This window comes from uncultured Kordia sp. (assembly GCF_947496985.1).
GTDB lineage: Bacteria > Bacteroidota > Bacteroidia > Flavobacteriales > Flavobacteriaceae > Kordia.
The window spans coordinates 1-24,975 of sequence record NZ_CANMEZ010000004.1; the positions used below are offsets into that span (position 1 = coordinate 1).

16 protein-coding genes and 1 pseudogene are annotated in these 24,975 nt (G+C 32.5%); 3 read left to right on the forward strand and 14 right to left on the reverse strand.

Annotated features, from left to right (window positions below; all coding sequences use genetic code 11):
- The 7 genes and pseudogenes from Q0828_RS11200 to Q0828_RS11230 form a co-directional block, all read right to left on the reverse strand.
- A pseudogene (locus Q0828_RS11200) lies at window positions 1–1,697 on the reverse strand (hypothetical protein); the annotation flags it as partial.
- A 5-nt stretch (window positions 1,698–1,702) separates the two neighbouring features.
- Window positions 1,703–6,130, reverse strand: coding sequence for a BspA family leucine-rich repeat surface protein (locus Q0828_RS11205; protein WP_298420613.1), 4,428 nt, complete (start codon window positions 6,128–6,130; stop codon window positions 1,703–1,705).
- Window positions 6,131–6,235: 105 nt separating this feature from the next.
- Window positions 6,236–6,880: a response regulator transcription factor gene (locus Q0828_RS11210; RefSeq protein ID WP_298420614.1), complete on the reverse strand. Its 645-nt coding sequence runs from the start codon at window positions 6,878–6,880 to the stop codon at window positions 6,236–6,238.
- Complete coding sequence (locus Q0828_RS11215) at window positions 6,873–9,869, reverse strand: ATP-binding protein (protein WP_298420617.1); 2,997 nt, start codon at window positions 9,867–9,869, stop codon at window positions 6,873–6,875. Before Q0828_RS11215 ends, Q0828_RS11210 begins: the two co-directional genes overlap by 8 nt.
- Before the next feature lie 75 nt (window positions 9,870–9,944).
- A complete protein-coding gene (locus tag Q0828_RS11220; protein ID WP_298420619.1) occupies window positions 9,945–11,213 on the reverse strand; it encodes an amidohydrolase in 1,269 nt (422 codons plus the stop codon).
- Between the two features lie 154 nt (window positions 11,214–11,367).
- On the reverse strand, window positions 11,368–11,529 hold the full coding sequence (locus tag Q0828_RS11225) for a hypothetical protein (RefSeq protein WP_298420620.1): 162 nt from the start codon (window positions 11,527–11,529) through the stop codon (window positions 11,368–11,370).
- A gap of 73 nt (window positions 11,530–11,602) precedes the next feature.
- Window positions 11,603–12,850, reverse strand: coding sequence for a hypothetical protein (locus tag Q0828_RS11230; RefSeq protein WP_298420622.1), 1,248 nt, complete (start codon window positions 12,848–12,850; stop codon window positions 11,603–11,605).
- A gap of 147 nt (window positions 12,851–12,997) precedes the next feature.
- Here Q0828_RS11230 and Q0828_RS11235 point away from each other — a divergent pair, with 147 nt between their 5' ends.
- From Q0828_RS11235 to Q0828_RS11245, 3 genes are all read left to right on the forward strand, one after another.
- Window positions 12,998–14,014 carry a hypothetical protein gene (locus tag Q0828_RS11235; RefSeq protein ID WP_298420624.1) on the forward strand — a complete coding sequence of 339 codons (1,017 nt, stop codon included), beginning with the start codon at window positions 12,998–13,000 and terminating at the stop codon, window positions 14,012–14,014.
- Between the two features lie 207 nt (window positions 14,015–14,221).
- A complete protein-coding gene (locus Q0828_RS11240; protein WP_298420626.1) occupies window positions 14,222–16,561 on the forward strand; it encodes a UvrD-helicase domain-containing protein in 2,340 nt (779 codons plus the stop codon).
- A gap of 49 nt (window positions 16,562–16,610) precedes the next feature.
- Entirely contained in the window at window positions 16,611–17,495 is an 885-nt protein-coding gene (locus tag Q0828_RS11245) for a TlpA disulfide reductase family protein (protein ID WP_298420628.1), read from the forward strand.
- Window positions 17,496–17,517: 22 nt separating this feature from the next.
- Here Q0828_RS11245 and Q0828_RS11250 read toward each other — a convergent pair whose 3' ends face one another.
- The 7 genes from Q0828_RS11250 to Q0828_RS11280 form a co-directional block, all read right to left on the reverse strand.
- Complete coding sequence (locus Q0828_RS11250) at window positions 17,518–18,003, reverse strand: hypothetical protein (RefSeq protein WP_298420630.1); 486 nt, start codon at window positions 18,001–18,003, stop codon at window positions 17,518–17,520.
- A gap of 5 nt (window positions 18,004–18,008) precedes the next feature.
- Window positions 18,009–18,515, reverse strand: a complete 507-nt coding sequence (locus tag Q0828_RS11255) for a TlpA disulfide reductase family protein (protein WP_298420632.1) — start codon at window positions 18,513–18,515, stop codon at window positions 18,009–18,011.
- Window positions 18,516–18,570: 55 nt separating this feature from the next.
- A complete protein-coding gene (locus Q0828_RS11260; protein WP_298420634.1) occupies window positions 18,571–19,017 on the reverse strand; it encodes an SRPBCC domain-containing protein in 447 nt (148 codons plus the stop codon).
- Complete coding sequence (locus tag Q0828_RS11265) at window positions 19,010–19,339, reverse strand: metalloregulator ArsR/SmtB family transcription factor (RefSeq protein WP_298420637.1); 330 nt, start codon at window positions 19,337–19,339, stop codon at window positions 19,010–19,012. The genes Q0828_RS11260 and Q0828_RS11265 overlap by 8 nt, the downstream gene beginning before the upstream one ends.
- Before the next feature lie 165 nt (window positions 19,340–19,504).
- Window positions 19,505–20,479 carry a glycogen-binding domain-containing protein gene (locus Q0828_RS11270; RefSeq protein ID WP_298420639.1) on the reverse strand — a complete coding sequence of 325 codons (975 nt, stop codon included), beginning with the start codon at window positions 20,477–20,479 and terminating at the stop codon, window positions 19,505–19,507.
- Window positions 20,476–21,444 (reverse strand): hypothetical protein, encoded by a 969-nt coding sequence (locus tag Q0828_RS11275; RefSeq protein WP_298420641.1) that lies wholly within the window; start codon window positions 21,442–21,444, stop codon window positions 20,476–20,478. The genes Q0828_RS11270 and Q0828_RS11275 overlap by 4 nt, the downstream gene beginning before the upstream one ends.
- A 206-nt stretch (window positions 21,445–21,650) precedes the next feature.
- Window positions 21,651–24,875 (reverse strand): VIT domain-containing protein, encoded by a 3,225-nt coding sequence (locus Q0828_RS11280; protein WP_298420642.1) that lies wholly within the window; start codon window positions 24,873–24,875, stop codon window positions 21,651–21,653.
- Window positions 24,876–24,975 lie beyond the last annotated feature (100 nt).

The window sequence follows — 24,975 nt, forward strand, 5'->3', positions numbered from 1 at the left end:
CTATCAAAAGACATACCTATACTTGTAGTATTTATGGTACCTGTATTTGTAAGTAAACCAAAATCTCGAATGACTATGTACCCCCCCATTATGATTCCTTCATTTGCAAAACTCCCTGAACCTCGATATGATCCATTAAACTCATTTGTATTAAGGAATACACCATCATTAATTAGATCAGTATTAATAGTAAACACACCATGATTTGCAATAGTTCCCTGATTTGGAAAAGTAAAAGGAAAATTATTAGGTATATCAAAAACTCCTGTGTTATTTATCGTTCCTGTGTTGGTATTAGAAGGACTAGATGCAAGTGTTAATGTAAGTGTACCATGATTTGTAAATGTAGCCTGATTTCTAAACAAATGCATGGAGGTGTTATCGGTAACCTCGAAATTTGCATTGGTGTTATTCACTACAGTTCCTGCGTTTGTAAATGTTGCATTGGTGTTAGAAAATGTACCAAAATTATTAAGTGTACCTAATGCGAGCGTAGTTACTGTACCAGCATTAGTTATACTACCCGTAGGTTGATTGTTTATAGTTTGAGAAACAGTAAGTGTTCCTTGTGTTTCAATATTTATAATTCCTACGTTCGAGAATGCTATTGTATTTGTAAATGCGCCGTTACAGTTTAAGGTTCCAGTATTATTAAATATATTATTGTTTGTGTAATTACCATTATTTGTAAATAATAGAGGGTTATTAAGGGTACCATTATTTGTAATAGTACCATTATTTGTAATAGTACCTTCATTTGTGTAGGTACCTAAATTCAGCATAGTACCAGTTGCGGCTATAGTAAGCGTTCCCGTGTTGTTAAAAAGAGAAGTATTCTCTAAAGTGGCATTATTTACAAAGGTTCCTGTATTGTTTAGTGTTAGAGGATTAACGAAAATTCCATTATTTGTAACACTATTCGTGTTATTAAAGGTACCATTGTTTGTTGCCGTTTTCTGGTCATTATTTACAAAAGCACCTGTGTTTTCTATTGTTTGTACATTTACAAAAGTTCCGTTATTTGTAAACATACCCGATATATTTAGTAGTTGATTATTAGTGAAAGTTCCAGTATTTGTAAACGTACCCGATATGTTTAGTTGTTGAGCATTAGTGAAAACTCCAGTATTTGTTAACGTGGCAACATTGTTTATTGTTGCCATATTAGTAAACGTTGCTGCTGTGTTAAAAGAACCGTTATTATTAATAATTCCTGTTCCAGAATTTTCTATTGTAGCGTTTTGACTAAAAAATAAATTGGCAACTGATTGTATTTCAATTACTCCAGTGTTTATAAGTGATCCCGTGACATCTACACTTGAACCAAGACCTATAGTAATAGTCCCTGTATTAGAAAGTGTTCCCGAAGTACTTATAAAGGCAGAAAACCCTCCAAATTCTGTCGCAATAAGAGCGCCTTCATTAATTAATGTCCCGGTATTAGAAATTCCAGAATTAATACCAGTTGTAATACTTCCAGAACTTGAAATAGTTAAGTGTCCAGCATTTATTATATCTACCTCGACAACATTTCCGTTAATAATTACAGTATCTCCAGCTACTATAGTTGTACCAGGATAAGAGGGTGACCAATTGGCTGCATTTCCCCAATAACCATTACCTGTGTAGGTGTAGGTGGTTTGTGCTTGTAGATAAATGCTAGTTAGTGCAAGTAGTAAAAGTAGTCGTTTTTTCATAGGGATTAGTTTTTAATAAACTTTAAAGTAGTGTCTTTAATTTTTAAAAAATACACACCTACCGATAATTTAGCAACATCAATTTTATTAGTATTTGTATCAATAGTTTTGGTGAATAACTGTTGTCCATTTATGCTATAGATTTCAACGGTTTCTGATTGATTTAAACCGTTAATATACAAGGCATCCGTAGTTGGATTAGGATATATCATAAAAGAACTTACATCAATAGCATCTAATGATAATGTGTTACCTGTTATAGTCACTATTGCTGTACAGGTATTTGTATTGCCTTGATTGTCTTGAGAGGTATACGTAATCGTATTAGTTCCTAAATGATTACTATCAAAGTCAGTCTGGCTCATGGTAAATGACAACAAACCACTAGCATCTGAAACAGCAAAACCACTAACATCTGTTGAACCATCGGACTCGGTTAAAGTTTCCATCCAGTTTGAGCTGGTAAATTGCCCAAAAGACAAACTAGATGATATGTTTGTAATGGTCGTTGTGGCATTGCCAAAAGTATTGTCTGCAGTAACTCCTCTTAGTGTAAAAACATCACCTGGATTTAATACGATGCTTGCATTTCCAGTCTGTGGTATTGGATCAGTATTAGAGCTTAATTGCGTATATGTTCCATTAATGAGGTATCCAAATGATTCATACGCTGGATCATCAGAAGAATCAAACTCCCAATCAAAAGTTAGGGTAGTAGCTTCGGTTATTGTAACTGACAAGTCAGAAAACCCTTCATTATTAGATTGGTTGTCACCACTTACTAATGTAATTTCATAATTAGACCAATCATCTAATATATCAATTGGGTTTAACGTTACCATTCCTGTCATACCTAGATCTAGTGTGATATCTTGACATTGCATTATTGGGGCTACATTATCTTCTACTGTAACGGTTGCGGTACAACTATCTGAGTTTCCGCTTCCATCATCAACGGTTAATGTTACCACATGTGTACCTATGTCAGCAATAGTAAATAGGCTTTGTGAAACGGATAAGTTTAAAATATTACAATCATCGGTACTGTTGTCATTTATATCAGCGCCATTTAATATTCCGAATCCATTTGCATCGAGCTCTAGTGTAAAGTCTTTACAGTTAGCAATTGGTGGCGATGCGTTTTGTACAATGACATTGAATGTGCATTCGGCAACATTGCCAGCATCATCAGTAGCAGTGTATGTAATTACTGTTGTCCCTGAAGGGAAAAATGAACCTGAAGCTAATCCTGATGTTTGAGTCACTGTAGCCGAAGAGCAATTGTCGGTAGCTGTAGGTGCCGTAAAAGTTGCAATGGCTCCACAATCTCCTGGGTTTGTAGGTTCTGATAGTATAATATCAGTTGGGCAACCAAAAAATGTTGGAGGCATATTTTCAACACCTACATCTATAATATCCCAGTTATAGGTATTTATAATGCTTTGTCTTGCTGCTTCTGCCGTACAGTATCCGCTATTTCCAGCATCAAATTCTACATTATTCTGAAGCATTTGTGTACTCCAACCTGTAAGTAAAGAATCATAGTTTGAAACAGATAATGTTACTCCAAAAAACATCGAAGTCATATTGTTTACATTTTCAACATTCCAGTTTCCTATATTTTGATCAAACGATGTTGCTTCGTTGAACATAAATTCCATGTTTTCAACATTGGCTGTATTTGCTCCCCAAGCTCCAATAGGCATATTAAAAGCGGTAGCGCCAGAAAACATTCCTGCCATTAATTGTACATTACTAACATCCCAATTGCTTATGTCTTGATTAAATGAAATAGCACCTTCAAACATATTGGTCATATCTGTTACATTCCCTAAGCGAGTAGCCCAATCATTTAGTGGTTGATTAAACACAGTCGCATCAGAAAACATAAAAGCCATGTTTTGTACATTACTTACATTCCAAGTATTGATATTTCTATTAAAAGCTGTGCCTTCAAACATTCCTACCATATTGGTAACTGTTGTTACATTCCAGTTTTCTATATTTCCATTAAAATTAGTAGCACCTCTAAACATCGATGCCATGTTATCTGCACTTCCTAAACGAGTTCCCCAAGCACTTAAATTTTGATTAAATGCAGTGGCTCCATCAAACATAAAGGCAAAAACACTTACATTACTCACATCCCAATTACTTATATCTTGATTGAACGATGTGTTTCTAAACATCCCATCCATATTTTGTACATTGCTTACGTCCCAGTTACCGATATCTTGATTCATAGCAACGGCTCCATCAAACATACCTGCCATACTAGTAACCTGTGATAAATCTGGCATATCTGGCGCATTGACAACTAGGTTGGTACAACCTTTAAAAGCTCTTCCCATTGAATTCCAAACAGGATCTCCCCAATTTTCTACAGAAAGGATTTTCTCTTTATCGCCTCCGTCATTGAAATATATTGTTGTGAAGGCTCCAGAAATAGTTACCGTATACGTCCCAGCCGCGGCGTAGGTATGTGTTATTGGTCCGAAAACATTTGTATCAGGAGTAGAGGTATCTCCCCAATCTACTGTATAGTTGCCTTCTATGGCAGGTATCGTAATTTGGTTGTTATTAGAAGTTCCTGGATTATCGGTTTTCCAAGTGGTTATGAATTCAGACATTTCAACAAATACGGTTATCGTATCACTGGCACTAACAGTACAGCCATTATCACCTGTGTAGGTATAGGTAATTGTATGTGTGCCTACACCAGCTGCGGCTGGATCAAAACTATAGGTTATGCTATTAGCATCGTTTGTTACACCAGGTCCAGAATATTGACGAGAACCAATGAAATTTGTAATTGCTGTACCAGTACCCGATACAAAATCTTGAGAATCTCCATCAATAGTGAAGCTAGTACCTGAGATGAAATTTATAGTACCTGAAGCTCCTATAATAGTAGTGTCTGCGACGATAGTTGGTGTTTGCCCATTATCAAACGTTAGTGTTATAGTATCTCCCGAAGCAGTTGCATCCAATAAATTAATTGTAGTACCAACAACACCACTACTAGCAGTAACGTTTGTTGATACCATAGCTCCAGTGCTATCAAATACGATATTTCCACCCATAAAACCTTGAAAGCCAACTTCATCATAATCAACATTTATGGTAACTGTCGTAGCTAATACACTTACCGCAGGAGTTCCTCCACTAAGACCAGTTTGTATACCTGCATTAAGGCTTAGGTTTGGTGGCGCAGAAAATGTAGCTGCGGTTGATGCTAACACTTCTATGATGTCAGTAGCTATATAAGTACAATTAACAGTATCTGTTATGTCATAGCTTATTGTGTGAATTCCAACTCCTGCTATTACTGGGTCAAAACTATAAGTCATTCCATTACCATCATCAGTAATGCCAGGGCCACTATAAACACCACCTACTGGAGCGCCTCCAGATAATCCAGTTTGTATACCAGCATCAAAGCATACATCTACTGGAGCGGTAAAAGTTTCTGCTGGTGGAGTAAATCCGAAAAAATCAGTATATAGTGCATTACTTGTATAGTTTGTTACAAACGTGCAGGGCACAGTTACCGCAATGTCACTACGATTATTACCAATAAATTCATTTACAAAACTGTTAGATTCAATTGTAGGAGGAGTTTCCCCTAAAAAAGTAACGCTATGTTCTCCAGTCCCTATAGTAGTTACCATTCCAAATTGAAAAGCAAAAATACCTATACTGCTAACGCTATTTCCGATAGTGACATTTGTTAATTGATTTTGATAAAACGCAAAAGCTACTATATTGGTCACATTATTAGGAATGTGCACACTTGTTAATTGATTTTGAGAGAACGCAGCTTCTCCAATACTAGTCACGTTATCAGGAATGGTAATACTTGCTAACTGATTTGTGAAAAAAGTACGGTTTTCTATACTGCTAACGCTATTGCCAATAGTGACACTTGTTAATTGATTAAATTGAAAGGCTTGACTTCCCAAAGTGGTCACACTATCAGGAATAGTCACACTTATTATTTGATTATTTGCAAATGCTTGGTTTCCTATAGTGTTAACGCTATTGCCAATTGTGACATTTATTAAAAGATTATTTTTGAATGCTTCGCCTCCTATGCTGATCACACTATTAGGAATGTCAACATTTGTTAATTGATTAAATCTAAAAGCATTTTCTCCAATACTAGTCACATTATTTCCAATAATGACACTTATTAATTGATCCTGCAAAAATGCAAAATTTGCTATACCGCTAACTGTAAAAAAGCTAGTACCGTCACTTGCCATATCTGGAATCACTATGTCAGTATTTGTATTAGTAGCAACTCTTCCTGTTACAGTTACTGTAGTAGGATCACTTGTGTTTATACTATACGATAAACCTTGAAAATCAAAATTCTGTGAAAATGTCACACTATACACACATAGCATGGCTACAAACAATACTTTTTTCATAATATAGGGGTATTAGTCAATAAGACAAAAATACGTTGAAAGAAGCATGCTATGATATACGTAGGTACTGCAAAAATTACGTAGGGGTACGTAGTGATGATTTTTTTATATAGAGGCGAGAAGTAATTTATTAGTTGATACCCAATTACTAAGTGCATCTTGATCAGAACTTAAGTCTAATTTGTTGATGATATTAGATCTGTGTTTTTGAACTGTTCTTATGGAAATAAGCAAGCTCTCTGAAATTTCTTTTGAAGATTTATTGTCAGCAATAAGACGTATGATGGTTCGCTCTGATGGCGATAATAATTTTATTTTCTGAATTTTTGGAGAAATCTCTTTGTCAAATACATCATTAAATGTTGAACTGTAGTAATATTCACCATTAAAAACGGTATGGATACACTTTTGAATTTCATGAAAAGGCTCGTCTTTAAGTAAATATCCAGAAATATTAAGTGTTTTGGCTTTATATATAAAACGACTTTCTTTATGTGAAGTCAAGACAATAAACTTAGTTTTTAAGTTTTTATCTTCACATTTTTTGATCACTTCAAAACCAGTTAATAAAGGCATCTCAATATCTAAAATAGCAATATCTGGATTCAGTTTAGTAATAAGTTCTAATGCAATAGCGCCGTTTAGGGCAGTATCAATAACATTATAATCATTAGCTGTTAACTCTTCGGTTAACCCTTTTAATAACATTGGATGATCGTCTGCCACTACAATTGTTAAATTTTCAGCCATTCTTCAAAGGGATTTTAGCTATGATTATGGTGCCTTGATTTGGTTTACTATCAATAGTTAACTCGCCATCTAATATACGAATACGTTCGTATATCGTTTTTAAACCTAAACTATTTTGTTTTTGTGCATTGGTGGCATCAAAACCTTTTCCGTTATCTTGAATGCTAATTTTAATCGTATTACCCAATTTTAATGCGCTTACGGAAAGTGCTTTAGCATTAGCATGCTTTAAACTGTTATGAATACATTCTTGAATAAAACGATAACAATTTAATGTTTGATCTTCATTAAAAAAAGCATCTATCTTATCGATATCTCCAGAGACAAATAAATCGGTTTGTTCATCAACTTCTAAAATCAATTGCTCTATACTTTCAGTGAGTCCTAATTGTTTTAATAAAGGCGGATATAAACCACGAGAAATAGCACGTACTTCTTCTAGTGTATTGTGTGTGAGTGACGTAATTTCGTCTTGGTTCGTGTTTTGTGCTTTCTTTTTTATCAGTGTGAGTTGTTGACTAATACTATCGTGTAATTCCTTTGCTATACGTTTGCGTTCGTTTTCTTGCGATTGTATTAACCCTTGAGAAAACTGTTCTTGCAATCGTTTTCTTTGCTTAGTTTGAAATAATAACCAACTAAGAAAAGCTATAATAGCTAACGAGACTAATGTGAAAAACCACCAAGTTTTATAAAAAAACTCATTGCTTTTAATATGTATTTTTAATGATTTGCCGAGTTTATGTCCCGAAAAATCTTCGGCTTCAATTTCTAAGATATAGTTTCCTGCCGCTAAATTTGGAAATTGAATACTGGTTTTGTCTTTTAGTTCAACCCAATTTTTATCATTAAGTCTATATCTAAAGCTATACTCTTTGCTTACGGCGTTTATGTTTTTTAAGCCAAAGTCAATATCTAAAGCACGATTTTCAGTAGGTAGTGAAATGCTATAATTATTTTTAAAGGTATTTCTATTAAATTTATCTTTAAAAACCTTAGCTGTTTTGTTATAATGTCTAACTCTTAATAGTGTTAATTTGGCTGAATCTTTTTGTGTTTTTAATGCTTTTGAGTCAAAATAATTTAAGCCTTTTATCATACCAATAAATAATCCTTTGTCTGTTTTTAAAGCACTATATCTATTAGCTTCATAATGTGTGAAACCATCTTTTTCCGAAAAACGTGTTGTTGTTTTATCTATAGGATTAAAAGCTACAATGCCGTTAAAAGTATTGATCCACCAAAAATTGTCATCAACTAAAATAGTTGCGATTCCTGTGTTTAATTCGTCCTTATAGATAGTTGTAAAGTTTTCACTTTTAGGATCAAAAGCTACAACAGTTCCAGAACGAGAACCTAATAAATATCCGTAGTCTTTATGATAATCTAGCATTAAAATAAAAGGATCTTCTAGGGCTGTTTTGTTAGTATAAAGTTTGGTGTTTTTTGTGACTAAATCATAGGTCAGTAAACCTTTATTTGTTCCCGCTACAATAAGCTTGTCATGTTTTCTAATTTCAATGTCATAAATTTCAAGCGAATCTGTTGCTATTAAAGGCGTATGTATTCCAGTTTTCGTATGAAACTCCATTAAATTATAACCTTTTGTACCATACACAAGAATGCTGTCATTTAGTTTTTCAAGAGATATAACTGGGTAATGCCGATAGCTTTTTGCCGTTTTTGTTTTTGTGTTTACTTTTACAATACCGTAGTTACCATTGGTCCATAGTATACTATCTTCAAGAATGATATTTCGCGAAGAAGCCTTAAAGAGTTTATTATTTAGGGTGATTTTATATGGAGAGACTTCATTAGTTTTTGTATTTATTGTAAACCAACCATTAGCTTCTGTAGTTGCTAAAACATAATCATTATCTAATGGTTTTAAAGTTCTTAGTTGATAGTCAGGTAGAAAGTTTTTTACAGTAGTACTTGGAAATTTAAAATAGTGAAGTTTACCATTGGTTGCTAACCATAAATCGTTATTTATATTTTTTGATTCAACTTTTAAACCATGAAGAGCATTTATATTAATTTGATAATCAGATATTAATGAATTGTCCTTAAAAGAGTGAAAAGAAATGTTTTCTGTGTTTGAAGCAACAATACGTGTGTTACCAAGAGTATCTGTGTACGTATTTAAGTGAATATTAGGTAACTCATTATTTTTGACACGTATAATATCTTTTTTTATTTCGTCTATTCTATAAAGGTTTGGATTCTTATGCAAAAAGACATAGTGTGTATTATTTTTAATAAAGACTTCATCAATAACAATTCTTTTTTGCTGAGGTGATGTACTTGTATCTACGGTATCAATTTGTTTTAGTAAGTTGCCATTCCAATCAAAAATTTTAACTGTAAAATTATCATCAGAAATCATTACAAAATCTGTAAACGGAATAATTCTACTGAAGTTATTTATAATAAATTTATTTTCTGTGTCCGTGAAACTGAAAATCGTTGAGGATGATACATCGTATTTTAGTTTTACAAGAGAAACCGTTCTATCTTTTTGTATTAACACATAATCTTCATTATTATAGGAAACGATATGCGATAGTCCAATTTTAGCAAAATCAAACTCATCAATTTCTACCACACTAAAAGCAGTTGTATATGGATCGAAGAGTAGCAATGTACGACCTTTAGACAATTTGCAAACTACATAAAATTTGCCATCGTTTCTTTTATATAATTGTTGTATTCCCACAATTGAGTTTTCATATGCTGGTAATACTATATCATGGAATATATGACCATCAAAACGCTGTAACGCTAATTTTTTATCGCTAACTACAATGGTTCTACTATCTAAATTATTTCCGCCTAACCATAAAAAACCATCAGTGTCAAAACATAACGTAGCGATGTTGTCTATTGCTAAACCATCTTGCTTATTGTATGTTTTATGATACAGTTTATTAGATTGCGAAAATGATACAATTGTATAAAAGAATAGTAAGTATAATATACTTTTATTCATGGGGAATTTTAGAAGTTAGTATTCTTATAATAGCAATGTAAAGGTATCTAAAAAATGTAAGTCGTTATTTTCTTGTTAATTGTTAAGGTAATCTAACGTAAGTTGTACAAAAGTTTTTACGCCAAGTTTCATTCCACTTTCGTCAATATAAAAATCAGGAGTATGATGCGAAGTTGCTTCTTTTCCAACAGGTTTTCCACCTAAAAAGAAATACAATCCAGGCACTTCTTTTTGAAAGAATGAAAAATCTTCTGCACCTGTAATAGCTCTGATTTCATTTACATTATCCGCACCAGCAGCTTTTTGAAGTGAAGGCAACATTTGTGCAGTCAACTTTGGATCGTTATACGTAATAGGATATCCTTTTTCAATTTCAATCGTTGCTTCGGCTCTGTATGCCTTTGCAATAGCAGGAACCATTTCTTTCATTCGTTTATTGATAAAGGCTTGCATATCATAATCTAACGTGCGGATGGTTCCAACCAATGTAGCTTTCTCAGGAATGATATTGCTTCGTACACCACTTGTAAATTTTCCAATGGTAATAACTGCACCTTCTTTTGTCAATTCTGATTCTCTACTGATAATGGTTTGTAAACCATCAATAATTTTTACACTTGCCATAATTGGATCAATACTTGTCCACGGTCGTGAACCGTGACTTTGCTTACCATTCACAGTAATTTCAAAACTTTGAGAAGCTGCCATAATTCCGCCAGGTTTATAATTAATTGTTCCCACATTTTGTCCAGCGCTGATGTGTAAACCAAAAATGGCATCTACATCTGGGTTTTTCAATACACCTTCTTTTACCATTAGTTCTGCGCCGCCTTCTTCGCCTTTTGGAGCGCCTTCTTCGGCAGGTTGAAAGATGAATTTTATAGTTCCTCTGATTTTATCTTTATGTTTTGAAAATATCTCAGCAACGCCCATTAAGATAGAAATATGTGTATCATGTCCGCAGGCATGCATTACACCAGTTTCAACATCATTAAACGTTGTTCTTACTTTAGATTTAAATGGAATATCTGTACGTTCTGTTACTGGAAGTGCGTCAATATCAGCGCGTAACGCTAATACTTTTCCTGGAAGATCGCCTTTTAAAATTCCCACAACACCTGTATGCGCTACGCCAGTTTGTACTTCTAACCCTAATGATTTTAAGTGTTTTGCAATCTTTTCCGCAGTTTTAAATTCTCTGTTAGATAATTCTGGATTTTCATGAAAATCACGTCTCCATTCAATTAATTTTGCTTCAATAGCATCTATATCTTTTTCAAATCCTTCTTGAGCGTTTATAAAACAGAAAGAAAGTAAAAAGATGATAAGAAATAATTTCTTCATAGTATGTGTTGATTGGGATGGTTATAAAATCAAAGATATTCAATTTTTTTATTTGTGGATAAAAATTCAGAAATGATCTACAGTTGTGTAATATGAATAACTAAAAAAGCTTCCAGTTTCCTGAAAGCTTTTAAGTATGATATAAATTAAAGATTTATCGTTCTTCATTTTTTGAAGGACAATCTTCTGTTTCACACATCGGGCAAACCGTATTAAATAAAGATTCTCCTCTTAATGGCGCACGTCCTCCTTTAATTTCAAAGTTAGAAATTGCTACTTTGTTTAATGCTAAGTTTTTTAATTTTTGTTTTTTCATGATTTATAATTTTAAGTTAGATTTTAAAATTATAAAATATCACGTTATCAAAAGTAAGGGAAAACCATACATCTTATTTTTTAAGAATTGGCTCCGGAAATAATGCTTCAAATGTATTTAAAACCTCATAAGCATTTTCACAAATACCCTGTGTTGGATGATTATTAACAGAATGATTCCAACGTAGGCAAATAATACTTTTATATATATCTTGGAACGGAATGTCTGTCGTTACATAATACTTGTAGTATAGGTACAATGCAGTTACTGTTACGGAACGACTTCCTCCATCATGACAGTGAATAACTAAATTTCCTTGTGCATAAAAATTGACAACTCCATCTGCTTTTTGTTGCGTAGGTGTTGGGAAATTTAGTAATTGCTCAGCCTCTAAAACAGCCGCTACAAGTGTATTAATATCATTTTCATTTCCATCAACCAAGCCAACTTTATCCAATTGATTTAAATAGTATTTTTCATTATCAGCTAATTTAAAAGGTAATGCAGGTCTTTTATCAACAGTAGGATCTGAAAACGGAATTTGTAAATCTTTAGCATCATTTTCATCATACGCAACATTTAAGATTGCTGCAATTTTATTGTCAATAATGTTTTGTTCGTTTAATAAATAACCAGCTCCTACAAAAATATATTGTTCAGTTAGTCCTTCTGGAACGGACGCTTCTGGAACTTGAAAAATGCAGGTCATTGCTATATTTGGAAAGTTTCCAGCTGGTAAAATAGGTTGTGTACCGCAGAGTTCTCTTGGATCAATAGATTTTAACTCTTCACAAAAAGTTTTTGTTAACGGATCAGTAATAACATCATCAGAATCACCATACATTAATAATTGTGGAATTTGATTTAATGTATAGCTATTGTCATCATTTAAAGTCAATTTCCAAACCAAATCAAAACAATCGCCAGGCCATTTTGAAGTAGGTACTTCAAGTGCACCAAATTTAGTGGCAATATCTTCAATATCCGTATGTTGCCACGCAATTGCAATTGTTTTTCCAGTATATTTATCGTCTCCAAAAATATGTGTAATCATTTCTGGATATTCATATTTTAAATAAGAATCATGTACTTTTTTGCCTAAGCGTTCTGCCAATGGAGTAATAGTTTCTACAGGACGTTTGCTATGACTTTTATGTCCAACACCGGCAGCAAAGATATGATCAATAGTACCAAAAGTAGCTGGCATATAATAGGCCAGTGCCGCGGCACGTTCATAACCTTTGATAGATAAATTTTCATTACTTGCTTCAGTAGGTTTTTCTGCATGTCTAAGTATCAAGATTTCTTTAGGATGTCCCATGTATTATTTTTTTTCTAAAATTAGCAAAATATTCCAAAGTTGTAGTAACGTAGTTTTACGTAATTTTTGTGTTAAATATATGGATAAACACTATTTCATTATGTGAAAAAATCAATTACTTTTATCACGATCATTAAAAGGTGAGTTATGAACAGATGTATACTAACTTTAGTTGCGGTTATATTTTTAAATGTAGTAGCAGCACAAGACAGTAACAATGATAATGGATTTACAGATTATTATCCAATTGCTGCAAAACCTACATTTAGCTATCAATCAAACATAAACTCTCATGAAAGTATTTTGTTTGATGCAAAACCAATTGTGTATTATAGCGTATATAATAATATGCGTCGAATTATGCAAGAAGGAACCAAGAGGCGTAGTGATGCAATCTATATAACGTTTCAACCACATATTCGTATGTATGCGGAAAATTCGAAACCTGTAAAAACACCTTCGTATCGTATTTTACTTGGTTGGCAACAATTATACAAAACAAAAAATAATAACTTCTTTGCTTGGGCTTTTGAAACAGGACATTATTCAAATGGACAGTCTGGTTGTGCTTTTTTAGCAGGTGAAGATGATGAAACCATGCCATGTACTGATTTTCATGCAACGATTACAGATGATAGTAATTTATCAGAATTGCTAAATAGAAAAAACGGAAACTTTTCTACCAATACCACTAAACTATCGGTTAATTTTAGATTCAATAATCTAAATAAATTTGATAAACCATACAAAGTACATTCGTTTACAGCTTCTTGGGAATTATATCATAATAAATTTATCGGATTACTTGATTTTGGTGGTTATACAGATTTTGATATTAATATTTATGGTAGAAATCGATTTGGTTTAGGGTACGAATATATTCATGTTTGGAAACCTAAATTACGTTATTCAATAGAACAAAAAATTGAACTCATTCAAGGTGCACATCCTTTTGTAGAACCGTTACGAAGCGAAACTACATTTACCTTGTATCCATTTGATCGTGATATTGGTATTTTTGCAAGCTATATCTATGGACATGACAACTATAACTATCGTTTTGTTGATTCTGGAAATCAAATATCTATTGGTGTCAGTTGGGATTGGTTTACACCTTTTCAAATTAAAAGAGCTGAACTCATTAGAGAAGATGCTGCACAGTAGTTTTTTGTCTATTAGTTTATCTGTTTTTGTTGATTAAATGAATTCAGTATTCAGTATTCAAAATCAAAGTCTATTTTCTAACTTCGATATTATTTTCTTGAAATTCTACAATTTTTTCCTCATTCGTATTAATAAACACAAAAAGTGCATAACTTTCGTATAAAGATATTGTAATAGCGAGTTGAGTGTTTTATTTTTGATGCAATTATGCAGCAAGACATTCATCACTATATAGATCAGCTAAATGACGCGCAACGAGCGCCAACACTTCACAAAGATGGAGCGTTAATGGTAATAGCTGGTGCAGGTTCAGGAAAAACAAGAGTACTTACGTATCGAATTGCGTATTTAATGAGTCAAGGAATTGACGCGTTTAATATATTATCGTTGACATTTACCAACAAAGCAGCACGTGAAATGAAAAAGCGTATTGCTGATATTGTGGGTGGAAGTGAAGCAAAAAACTTATGGATGGGAACATTCCATTCAATCTTTGCCAAAATTTTGCGTTTTGAAGCTGATAAACTTGGGTATCCAAGCAACTTTACCATTTATGATACGCAAGATTCTGAACGTCTTATTCGTTCTATTATCAAGGAAATGCAGTTGGATAAAGATGTTTATAAATATAAGCAAGTTAGATCGCGTATCTCTTCGTTTAAGAATAATTTAATTACGGTTAGAGCCTATTATAATGATGCTGATTTAGTAGAAGCTGATGCAATGGCAAAACGTCCAAGAATGGGTGAGATTTACAAAGAATATGTAGATCGTTGTTTCAAAGCAGGCGCAATGGATTTTGATGATTTATTATTGAGAACCAATGAATTATTGAATCGTTTTCCAGATGTATTAGCAAAATATCAAGATCGTTTCCGTTATATATTGGTAGATGAGTACCAAGATACAAACCATTCACAATATTTAATCGTAAAAGCTTTGGCAGATCGTTTTCAGAACATTTGTGTGGTAGGAGATGATTCACAAAGTATTTATGCATTTCGTGGTGCAAACATCAACAATATCTTAAATTTTCAGAAAGATTATGATAATGCTGTAATGTATCGTTTGGAACAAAATTATCGTTCTACAAAAAACATCGTAGAAGCAGCAAACTCCGTTATAGAACACAACAAAACAAGATTAGATAAAGTTGTTTGGACAGCTAATGATCCTGGCGGAAAGATAAAAGTAAACCGAAGTGTTACCGATGGAGAAGAAGGTCGTTTTGTAGCAGGCTCTATCTTCGAAATTAAAATGCGTGAGCAATTACACAATGGTGAATTTGCTATTCTATATCGTACCAATGCACAATCCAGAGCAATGGAAGATGCCTTGCGTAAACGTGATATTCCATACCGAATCTACGGAGGTTTATCATTTTACCAACGTAAAGAAATTAAGGATGTCTTGGCATATTTACGCTTAGTGGTAAACCCAAAAGATGAAGAAAGCCTCAAACGTGTAATCAACTATCCAGCTCGTGGAATAGGGCAAACAACAATTGATAAACTAGTTGTTGCTGCTAAGCATTACGGACGTTCTATGTTTGAAGTGATGGAAAATATTTCCAAAATCGATCTAAAAATAAATAGCGGAACAAAAACGAAATTAGAAAACTTTGTCACGATGATTCGAAGTTTTCAAATTATGAATGAAGGTGCAAATGCATTTGAATTAACTGGACACATTACCAAAAAAACTGGTTTAGTTCAAGAACTTAAAAAAGATGGAACGCCAGAAGGAATTGCACGAATTGAAAATATTGAAGAATTACTGAATGGTATCAAAGATTTTGTGGAAGGACAAATAGAAGTTGCGGATGCAACAGGTGCTTTGGCAGAATTTTTAGAAGATGTTGCGCTGGCAACTGATATGGATAATGACAAAGGAGATGATGACAGAGTTGCCTTGATGACGATTCATTTAGCAAAAGGATTGGAGTTTCCATATGTGTATATTGTGGGAATGGAAGAAGACTTGTTTCCTTCGGGAATGAGTATGAATACACGAAGCGAATTAGAAGAAGAACGTCGTTTGTTTTATGTTGCGTTAACACGAGCAGAAAAGCAAGCATATTTAACATACACGCAAAGTCGTTATCGTTGGGGAAAACTGGTTGATGCGGAACCAAGTCGTTTTATAGAAGAAATTGATGATAAATATCTAGATTATATTACACCAATTGATACGTATCGTTTCAAACCTTTGGTAGATAAAGATATTTTTGGAGAAGTAGACAAAAGTAAGTTGCGTTTACAAAAACCAAAATCGGGGAGACCACCAGTTGTGGGAAGTCCAACGCCTGAACAAGTGCGTAAATTGCGCAAGTTAAAACCGCAAACATCAGAAAGTTCAACACCAAGTCCAAGTTTATTTGACGGAGATTTAACACCTGGAACAAAAGTAGAACACACACGATTTGGTCGTGGAGAAATTCTACGAATAGAAGGCGTTGGTGGCGATAAAAAAGCTGAAATTAAATTTCAAGTTGGAGGAATTAAGAAATTATTATTACGTTTTGCAAAGTTGAAAGTGCTTTCTTAATATACTTCAATTACAATTAGGCTTGAACTATAACTCCTAAAAGTAGTATATGAGAGTTTATATAATTTTGATAGCAATTTTTATTTCTAAATGTGCAATAGCGCAATCGTCAAATGAATTAAAAACTGCACCAGAACTAAATTTCACATATTGGTTTGATACAGATGTAGCTAAAAATACATTGAAAAATAAGCCGATAATATTAGAATTTTGGGCAAGTTGGTGTGCTCCATGTTTAGAAGTATTACCTCATGTAAATTCTTTATCAAAAAAGTATAGTGACAAAATTACTTTTCTATCTGTAAACTCATATGATTCAAAAGAAAAGATAGAAGATGTAATGAAAAATCACACATTTTCTTCTTTTGTCGTTATGGATGCACAAAAACAGCTTACAAATTCTTTAGAAATAGGTGCAATTCCGGCAACAATTTTAATTGATGCAAATCGAAAAATTCGATGGAGAGGAAACCCGAAAGATCTTACAGAAGAATTTATAGATACATTTTTGAAAACGGATACAATCATTGTAGAATCGGGAATAAACTACACTATAAAACAAAGTGTTACCCTACAAAAAATGAATCAATATGATGACCTCAATTATGATTTAGAATTTATTAAAAGTGATAATACAAAAAGTAAGTCATTAAAAATGGAGTACAATAATGGCTTTCTATTAAAGATGCAAAATATTTGGTATCAAAGTGTTATTGAAATTATGTACAATGAACTTGGAAATTTTAATGCTTTTATATGGGAAGGCAATTTACCAGAAGATATTAGTTTTGATGTATCAGTAATGTCTAAAAGTAAAGGTTCAAAAGAATTAATATTGACTGATTTAATAGATAGATTGTCTAAACATCTCAATTTTAAACTAGATATTGTTACAAAAGATAATAAGAAAGTTAATAGAATAACTTTTCTATAAGTTCTTAATGAAAAAATTGTATTTATTTAGAAGTCAATTCCATAATTATTTCGGCAAAATAAGGAAAGTAAATTCGTCCCCACATAGGTCTTCTGTGAAAGAAGAACATTTCTTTTGTATTACTGTCAATTACAACGGGAATGGTAAAACCAGCCCATTTTTTACCAGATTGTAGTTTTTTACAATAGGTTTTGGCTTCTTCAGTAATGTTATCAGCAATCAAAATACTAATTACAGCTGTAGCCGCTTGTAAACCTCTCGGCCAACCATTGTATTCGACTTTAGAATACATAAATGATGACTTTAAATGCGCTTCTAAAAATGGTTTGGTAATGAGTGTACCGCTACAATCAGATGCAATGATAAAAGTATTTAATTGTGTTGCCATCCAACTCCACCGGAATTGCTTGTCATAACCAACCACAGAAGGCATATCTTCGATAAGAACTGAATCAGAATAAAAAATAGATTTTGCTTGTAACTTTTCTTTGAAGGAAGCTAGATTCATATTTATTATTTTTTCAATAATTTATCTAATAATGCAACCATTTTATCAAATTCGGATTTTGTAAATCCTGTAGAAGCATATATAATTTTACCATCTTTTATAATATAATTTCTAGGAGTATACTTGGTAGCAAAATTGTTGTAAATAGCTTTAGAAGTATCAGGATACATAGGAAAAGTCACTTTAAAATCTTTTTGAAATTGTTGCACTTTTGCTAAATCATCACCACGACCAAACGCGAGCATGACAAAGTTTTTATTGTCTTTGTGTTTTAACCAAACATCTTTTTCCAGATATGGCATTTCTAATTTACACGGTGGACACCAATTGGCAAAAAAGTTTATAAAAACGACTTTTCCTTTATAATCTGAGAGTTGAATCTTTTTATTATTTTCTATATTAAAAACGAAGTCAGAAACATTTTGTCCTTTTTTAGCTACATCTCCATCTTGACTGTATCCAGCCAACATAAAAAAACTAAACACAACAGTAAGCACTAATTTTATGCGCATGATAAAGTTTGTTTGAATGTTCTAACAAGATATAAATAAAAAGATAAAATAGTTTTTAAGAATTTATAAATGTTTCTAATCGATCAAAAGCACTTCCCCAACCATTGTAAATCCCCATTTTCTCTTGTTGACGGCAATACTCTTCCGTTTCGTGTACACAATGGAAAGTAAAATTTGTTTTATCACCATCAGCTTTAAAAAGTACATGAATCTCAACATTTTCAGTCATAGGTTTAAAATCGGCAGTAAATACGATCTTTTCTTGCGCTACAATTTCAGTATAAATTCCTTCAGAGATAAATTGATTTCCATTTGGCATTGGCATGCTAAATTTCCACTTTCCGCCTACAGTAAAATTATGTTCTACAATGTCTAACTTTGCGCCATTTGGTGCCCACCAAGATGCAATATGTTCAGGTTGTGTCCAAGCTTCCCAAACCAATGCTAAGGGTGCATTAAACGTTCTCTCTATTGTAATGGTACGATTGTCTAAATTACTCATGTTTTTTGTTTTTAGATTGTAATTGATGTAAATAGTTCTCAAAATTATCAAGCTTATCTTCCCACAATTGTTTGTATTGATCAATCCACAAAAATGCTGGAATTAGTTGCTTTGGTTGAATCGTGCAGAAGCGCTCTCTGCCTTGCTTTTCTATGGAAATGACATCACATTCTTCTAAAATTTTTAAATGCTTTGAAATTGCTGGTCGACTGATATCAAACTCATCAGCAACTGCGTTGATTGACAACGTATCTTTTGCAAGCATTTCTATAATATCTCTTCGAATTGGATCGGCTATTGCCTGAAAAACATCTCTTCTCATAATTTATGTAACTAATCGGTTACAAATGTAAATGTAACTATTTGGTTACGCAAATTTTTTTAAGAATAATTTCAAATATTAAGTGTAGAAAAGTTTCTTTAACAATAGAAATTAGAGATGTTTAAATGGTCGGTTTTTATAATTTACTAAAACTTAAAACCCAAATTACCGTACCATACAAACGGAATTGACATTTCCTTTGTAATCGTACTCTTTGACAGGATTTGAAGGATCAAGAATCCATTGGTTGTCTACAATAAATTTGTATTGATGTTTTCCACCTGATAGGAGTATGGTGAACTTCCAACCGTAATCCGTTTTGATCATTTTGAAACCATCTTCTGACCAATTATTAAAAGTTCCGGATAGTAATACTTTTTTAGCATTCTTATGACCACGAAGTTTAAAGGTATAATATGCTTTTACTTCCACAAGCGAATTGAATTGATCAAATTCGTTTCGTTTCTTGTTTGGATTCGCTTCATCACTAATCCACATGCCATCAATAATGAATTTATATTCGTAAATTCCTGGTCGTAATTGCAGTGTAATATACCAGCCATTGTCTACTTTTGTCATTTGAAATAGCTGTTCATTCCATTTGTTAAACGAACCAGCAACAATTACTTTTTCAGCATCTTCATATCCTTTTAAATAAAAAGAAGTATTTCCTTCTTCCGAAGCAAAAGCGGAATACATTTTTAGATTGTAAACTTGTAAATTTTTTCCATATTTATCTTTCGCGGAAGCTATATTAGGAGTATTTTCTTCTGGCTCAGCCCAATAATTTTCATTGATTACAAATTTAAATTCCCAAGAAAATTCATCATCAAAATCAGCTACTTTTTTTCTGAATTCATAACGATTTTCGTTAATTCTCGTCATGATCCATTTGTCTTTTACCCAATTATTGAATTGACCCGAAACCGCTACATTTTGTATGTTAGCTGATACATTTCCAATAGGAATGCGTTCTTGACTAACATCATCAGTAACTTCAAAATAGTCACGTTTATCAAACGTAAAAACGACTTCATCACCTTCAATACGATAGCCTTTTGTCGTTTCTTGCTGAGCAAAAACACTAGCTGTTACGCAAAATAGGAAGTAAAGAATAATATGTTGTATGCTATTTTTCAAGGTCTAAATATAGGTGATTTAATGAAATATAGTTTTTGTTTTTGATAATTGATAATCGTACGCTTGTATTTTAAAAATTCGTAGCCTAAAACGCCATCAACTGAAGTTCCATAAGCTTCTCGCATTTTACGCAAATTTGTAACAACGGTGTACATTGGTCCAACACCTTGCGTTTCACTCATTCTGAAATTATACAATTTTCCTGCCAAAACCTTAATTTTTCTGTTTCCAGCGCCGACAAGTGATAAGATACGCATTGGACGAAACTGTTCCAATATCTTTCGATGACTATTTTTATTAAGTTGATTAAATTCTGCGCCAGTGTCTAAAGCAAATCTAACTTTTCGTTTGTTAATCGTCCCAGAAACAACAATCGTATGTTTTTTTAAATCAAAATCTAAACTATCTGTAATCGTTTCTGCGTATACTTTATCGTCATATTTATTACCATGTTTATCAACTTTACTAAGCGTAATTTGATTCAGATATAAATCAATGAAAATTTCATAATCTTTCAGAATATTATACCCAATAATACCCAATAAATGCATTTTTTTGCTTTGTTCAATATGTGATAAATCAATCACATCAGACTTTTTATTTTTTAGACTAAACGTGGATAGAATGAATTCGCTCAACTTTCGTTCATATGGTTGATCAATAATACGTGTAATGCCAGTCGTTTTAGCTTTTTTCTTAGTCAATCGTTGCCCTTTCGGGAAATGATTTTTATTTAGAATTAAGGTTTCTGAACCTGTATCAATGATGAAATCACCTTTTTGATTAAGAAATTCAGCTTCTACAACAATAAGTTGATCTACAACTTTAAAAGGAATTCGCGCAGTATAATGATTCAAAAACTCTGCTTCTGGAAACAGAATTTCAACCGAAGTATCTTCCTCATTGGCCAATAAATGAACACAACAGAGAAAGAATGCGATGACGGTTATGATAGATTTTCGCATATTATTTTGATTGATGATGATACAATATAGACGACAGTTTTTGAATTTTGTGACAGTTTAAGAAAGATTTAATAGGTTTTTAGCATTTAAAAATATTAAAAAAACATCATTATGAACGTTAGTGAAGCTATCTGCTTTAAAAGATTGCTTCGTTCTTCATAATGGAATTTTTACCTAAGATGGAAGTGAAACGTTCTAACATTCGATTAAATCTGCAACTTCGCTATAATCTGTTTGTCTTTTGATTTTGCTAAACGAATGATTTTTATTTCTTTGGTTTGCTTATCAGTTCCGTAATATGTGTACATAGTCACTTTCATAAACGTTGGATTCTCCACTTTTTGGTAGCGATCTCCGTAATAGTTTATCTTCACAAAATAATCGCCTTTGATGGCTTTTTTTAGCGTAAATTCTTCTGGTCCAAAACCTTGTGTCATATCTATTGATATTCTTCCGCCAATTCTTGTTTTAGTATGTTGATATGAACATTCTTCAAGTTTTGGGTCAATTACATACAAATCGATATCTGTATCATTGTGATTCCAATCAACGACAACGCGTACATCAAATGTTTCAAATTTTGGATCAACTTTTATGCTATCAAGCGCACTTGTATCTATATCACCTTTATATTTTTCAACCAAATAATTGATTTCATGTGAAACAATTGAATTCAAACCAGGAAAATTACGTCTGTTGGTATTTTTATAAATCTTACCAGAAAGAATGCTTTCATATAAATCAAAGGCTTTTTGACATTCGCCTACATTTTCGTGTGCAATAGCTAAATCACGATACGACTGTACGTCTTCTGTTCGTAATTCCAACACACGTTTAAAAATAAATAATGCTAAATTATATTGATTGTTTGCTTGCAATTGATAGCCAAATACTTTCAATAATTCGTAATTGTCAAAGTCAGTCTCAGCAATATTTGATAAAATTCGATCAGAATAAACAATAGCATTAAAATGATTTCTAAATAGATTAGAAACATCAGCATAATATGCTGGTGTTTTTCTATATTTTGAGCGCTGTATCAAATAAAAACTGTACGCTTCTTCCATCGTTTTAAATGCTAGTAATTCCTTTACATAAGGTGTATTTACAATTTGATCAGCAACTTTTAATGAACCTTTGTATGTCTGTATCTTTTTCGTTTCATGTGCAGAAGGTTGTGGCTGTTGTTGTATCTCCGAATTTTGAGAATTCACATTTCCTTCAGCATCAACATTAAAAACGATAGGTAATGCATACCGAACTTCAACATTTTGACCGCGTTGTTTTCCAGGAATCATTTGTGGTAGCAAGTTTATTACACGTTTTACTTCTTCAGAAATACGTTCATGAGACGATCGTACTAAAATCGCTTCCACATTGCCTTCTTGATTAATTGTAAACATGGTCGAAATACGCTGTCTACCAGATGGTAAATTAAGTTCATTAACAATAGTCGTATTAAAATTATCAGTAAAATGTAGTTGTACTTTTTTGGAAAAGCATTGTTTTTGCTCACTTTTATTTGCAATTGATTCACAACCAGGAAACACGGGAGCATTTTCTATAATTGTAAATGGAACTTCTTCAAGTATTTCCTCCTCATCTTCAAAAATATCTATAGTTTCTGTACCTACTGGTAAGGTGAAATTTAAGTTTTCAGATTGAGAATTTATATAGCCATCTGACATACTAATAGATCCTTGTAACATCTGTAAGTTCTGAGAAACGATAATTTCTTCTTCAATATCTTCAGTAAGAACTATTTCAGTAGGTCTATAATTGGGGTTTTTCTCTATTTTTGCAAGTATTTTATTGTATTCCTCTAATAACTCTGCTGGCGGCTCAATTTTGTAACGTACATAGTCCATTACTTGTTCTAAGACAATCAATGAAGTATAATCGGTAACCAAACTATAGGTTGTAGCTAAGTTTACAATTTCAGTTTTATGTTGTTCAACATTTTTTTGTAAATGCGCTAATTTTTTTTGTGCCCACATACGTGGAATTCCAGCAACATTTGCTTGTCCGTCTTTGAAGTTTAAAATAATGGTTTCTTCAGTTGTACTACCATGTCCAAAATTTAAAATAATGCTATCATCGTTTTGCATATTTCTTCCAGTAATGGAGAATGTGTTTTCAACAATTTTTGGTGTATTTGGATATACTTCAAGTTGTTTGGAATTTGACGAAAAACCTAAGAATTTATATTGTTCATATTTAATGTCCGAAAAAGCTTCTATTACAGTTTTAGTACTTAAATTGATATACTTTCCATTGGAAGCTTCTACCATTTGAGTCAAGCTTGTATGATTCGATTTCGTTAAGCTGTTTACTATAATTAAAGATGTTTCTGAATCGTAGGTTGCATTACTTAATGACTGAATTCCATCTGAAAATAATAATACAAGATCAGATCTTTTAATATTGGAGTTCAGTATGTTATAATTGGTTCCTCCATCATAAATTGTATTTTCAATTTCGTTTTTTAAACCGCTCCAATTTCCGTTGCAAATATCAAATGTTTTATCGGTTAAAACCACATTACTAAACGATTTGAAATGTACTTTTACATTTTCTAGATATGAAAAATATGTTTCTAGAAACTTCAATTCTTTTTGAATATTTCGTTCTTTCATAGAAAATGAAGCGTCCCAAAATAGGGTAATTTCATCTGCTTTTTTACGAATTATTTTTTTAGGATTTAAAATGATATGCGAGTAAAAATAATCATCTGAAATAAATAATTTTTTTGTATCAATTGCTGCCGGAACTTTAATTAAAATGTTATTATTTGGAATGTAATTTGTCTTACTGATATTAGTGCTAAAGTTGCGATTCCAGTTTTCAAACTTTAATCCAGAAACCTGTCCTTTTTGAACTACAGGTATCTTTTCTTGTTCAAATACAGTAACTGCTAGCTTGAATGTATCTAATTTGTTTTTAAAATCTAATGGTAAATCGTAATAATAACCATCTTTCTTATAAATAAGTTCCTGTTCATACGCTAATACAACACGTTTGTATCCTTTGGCAGGAATTGGATAGATACGCGCTTTGTAATTGTTTCCAGTTCCTTTTTCAAGCAATGCCGGATCAACTCTACGGCGAACAACTTCTTCAAAAGCAATTCTACCTAATTCTTTATCAACTACAACGGCTTCTCTTAGTTTTCCATTAACATCTAATGCAAAGCGAGAAACTTCTGAATTCATTCCTAACGGAAATGATAATTCACCTTCTAGTACTTGATTTGTAGGATTGTAATACAACATGTCAAAAGTTGTAGTGGCTTTGTTTCCAATAATTTCAACAGTAATATCTAAAGAAGAAAGACCTACTTGGGTTTTGCCTGCTTTTAAGATAGGCGACTTTTGTGCGATACTATTTGTGGTAAAAAATAGTAATAACACGAATGGTATTAGTGTTTTCATAATATCGGTTTTTGAGACTAAAGTATTGTGTGTTTTTAATCAATTTTTATACCATTTTTAGAAAACTTTAAGAATTGCAGATTTATAAATGTAGAATTTT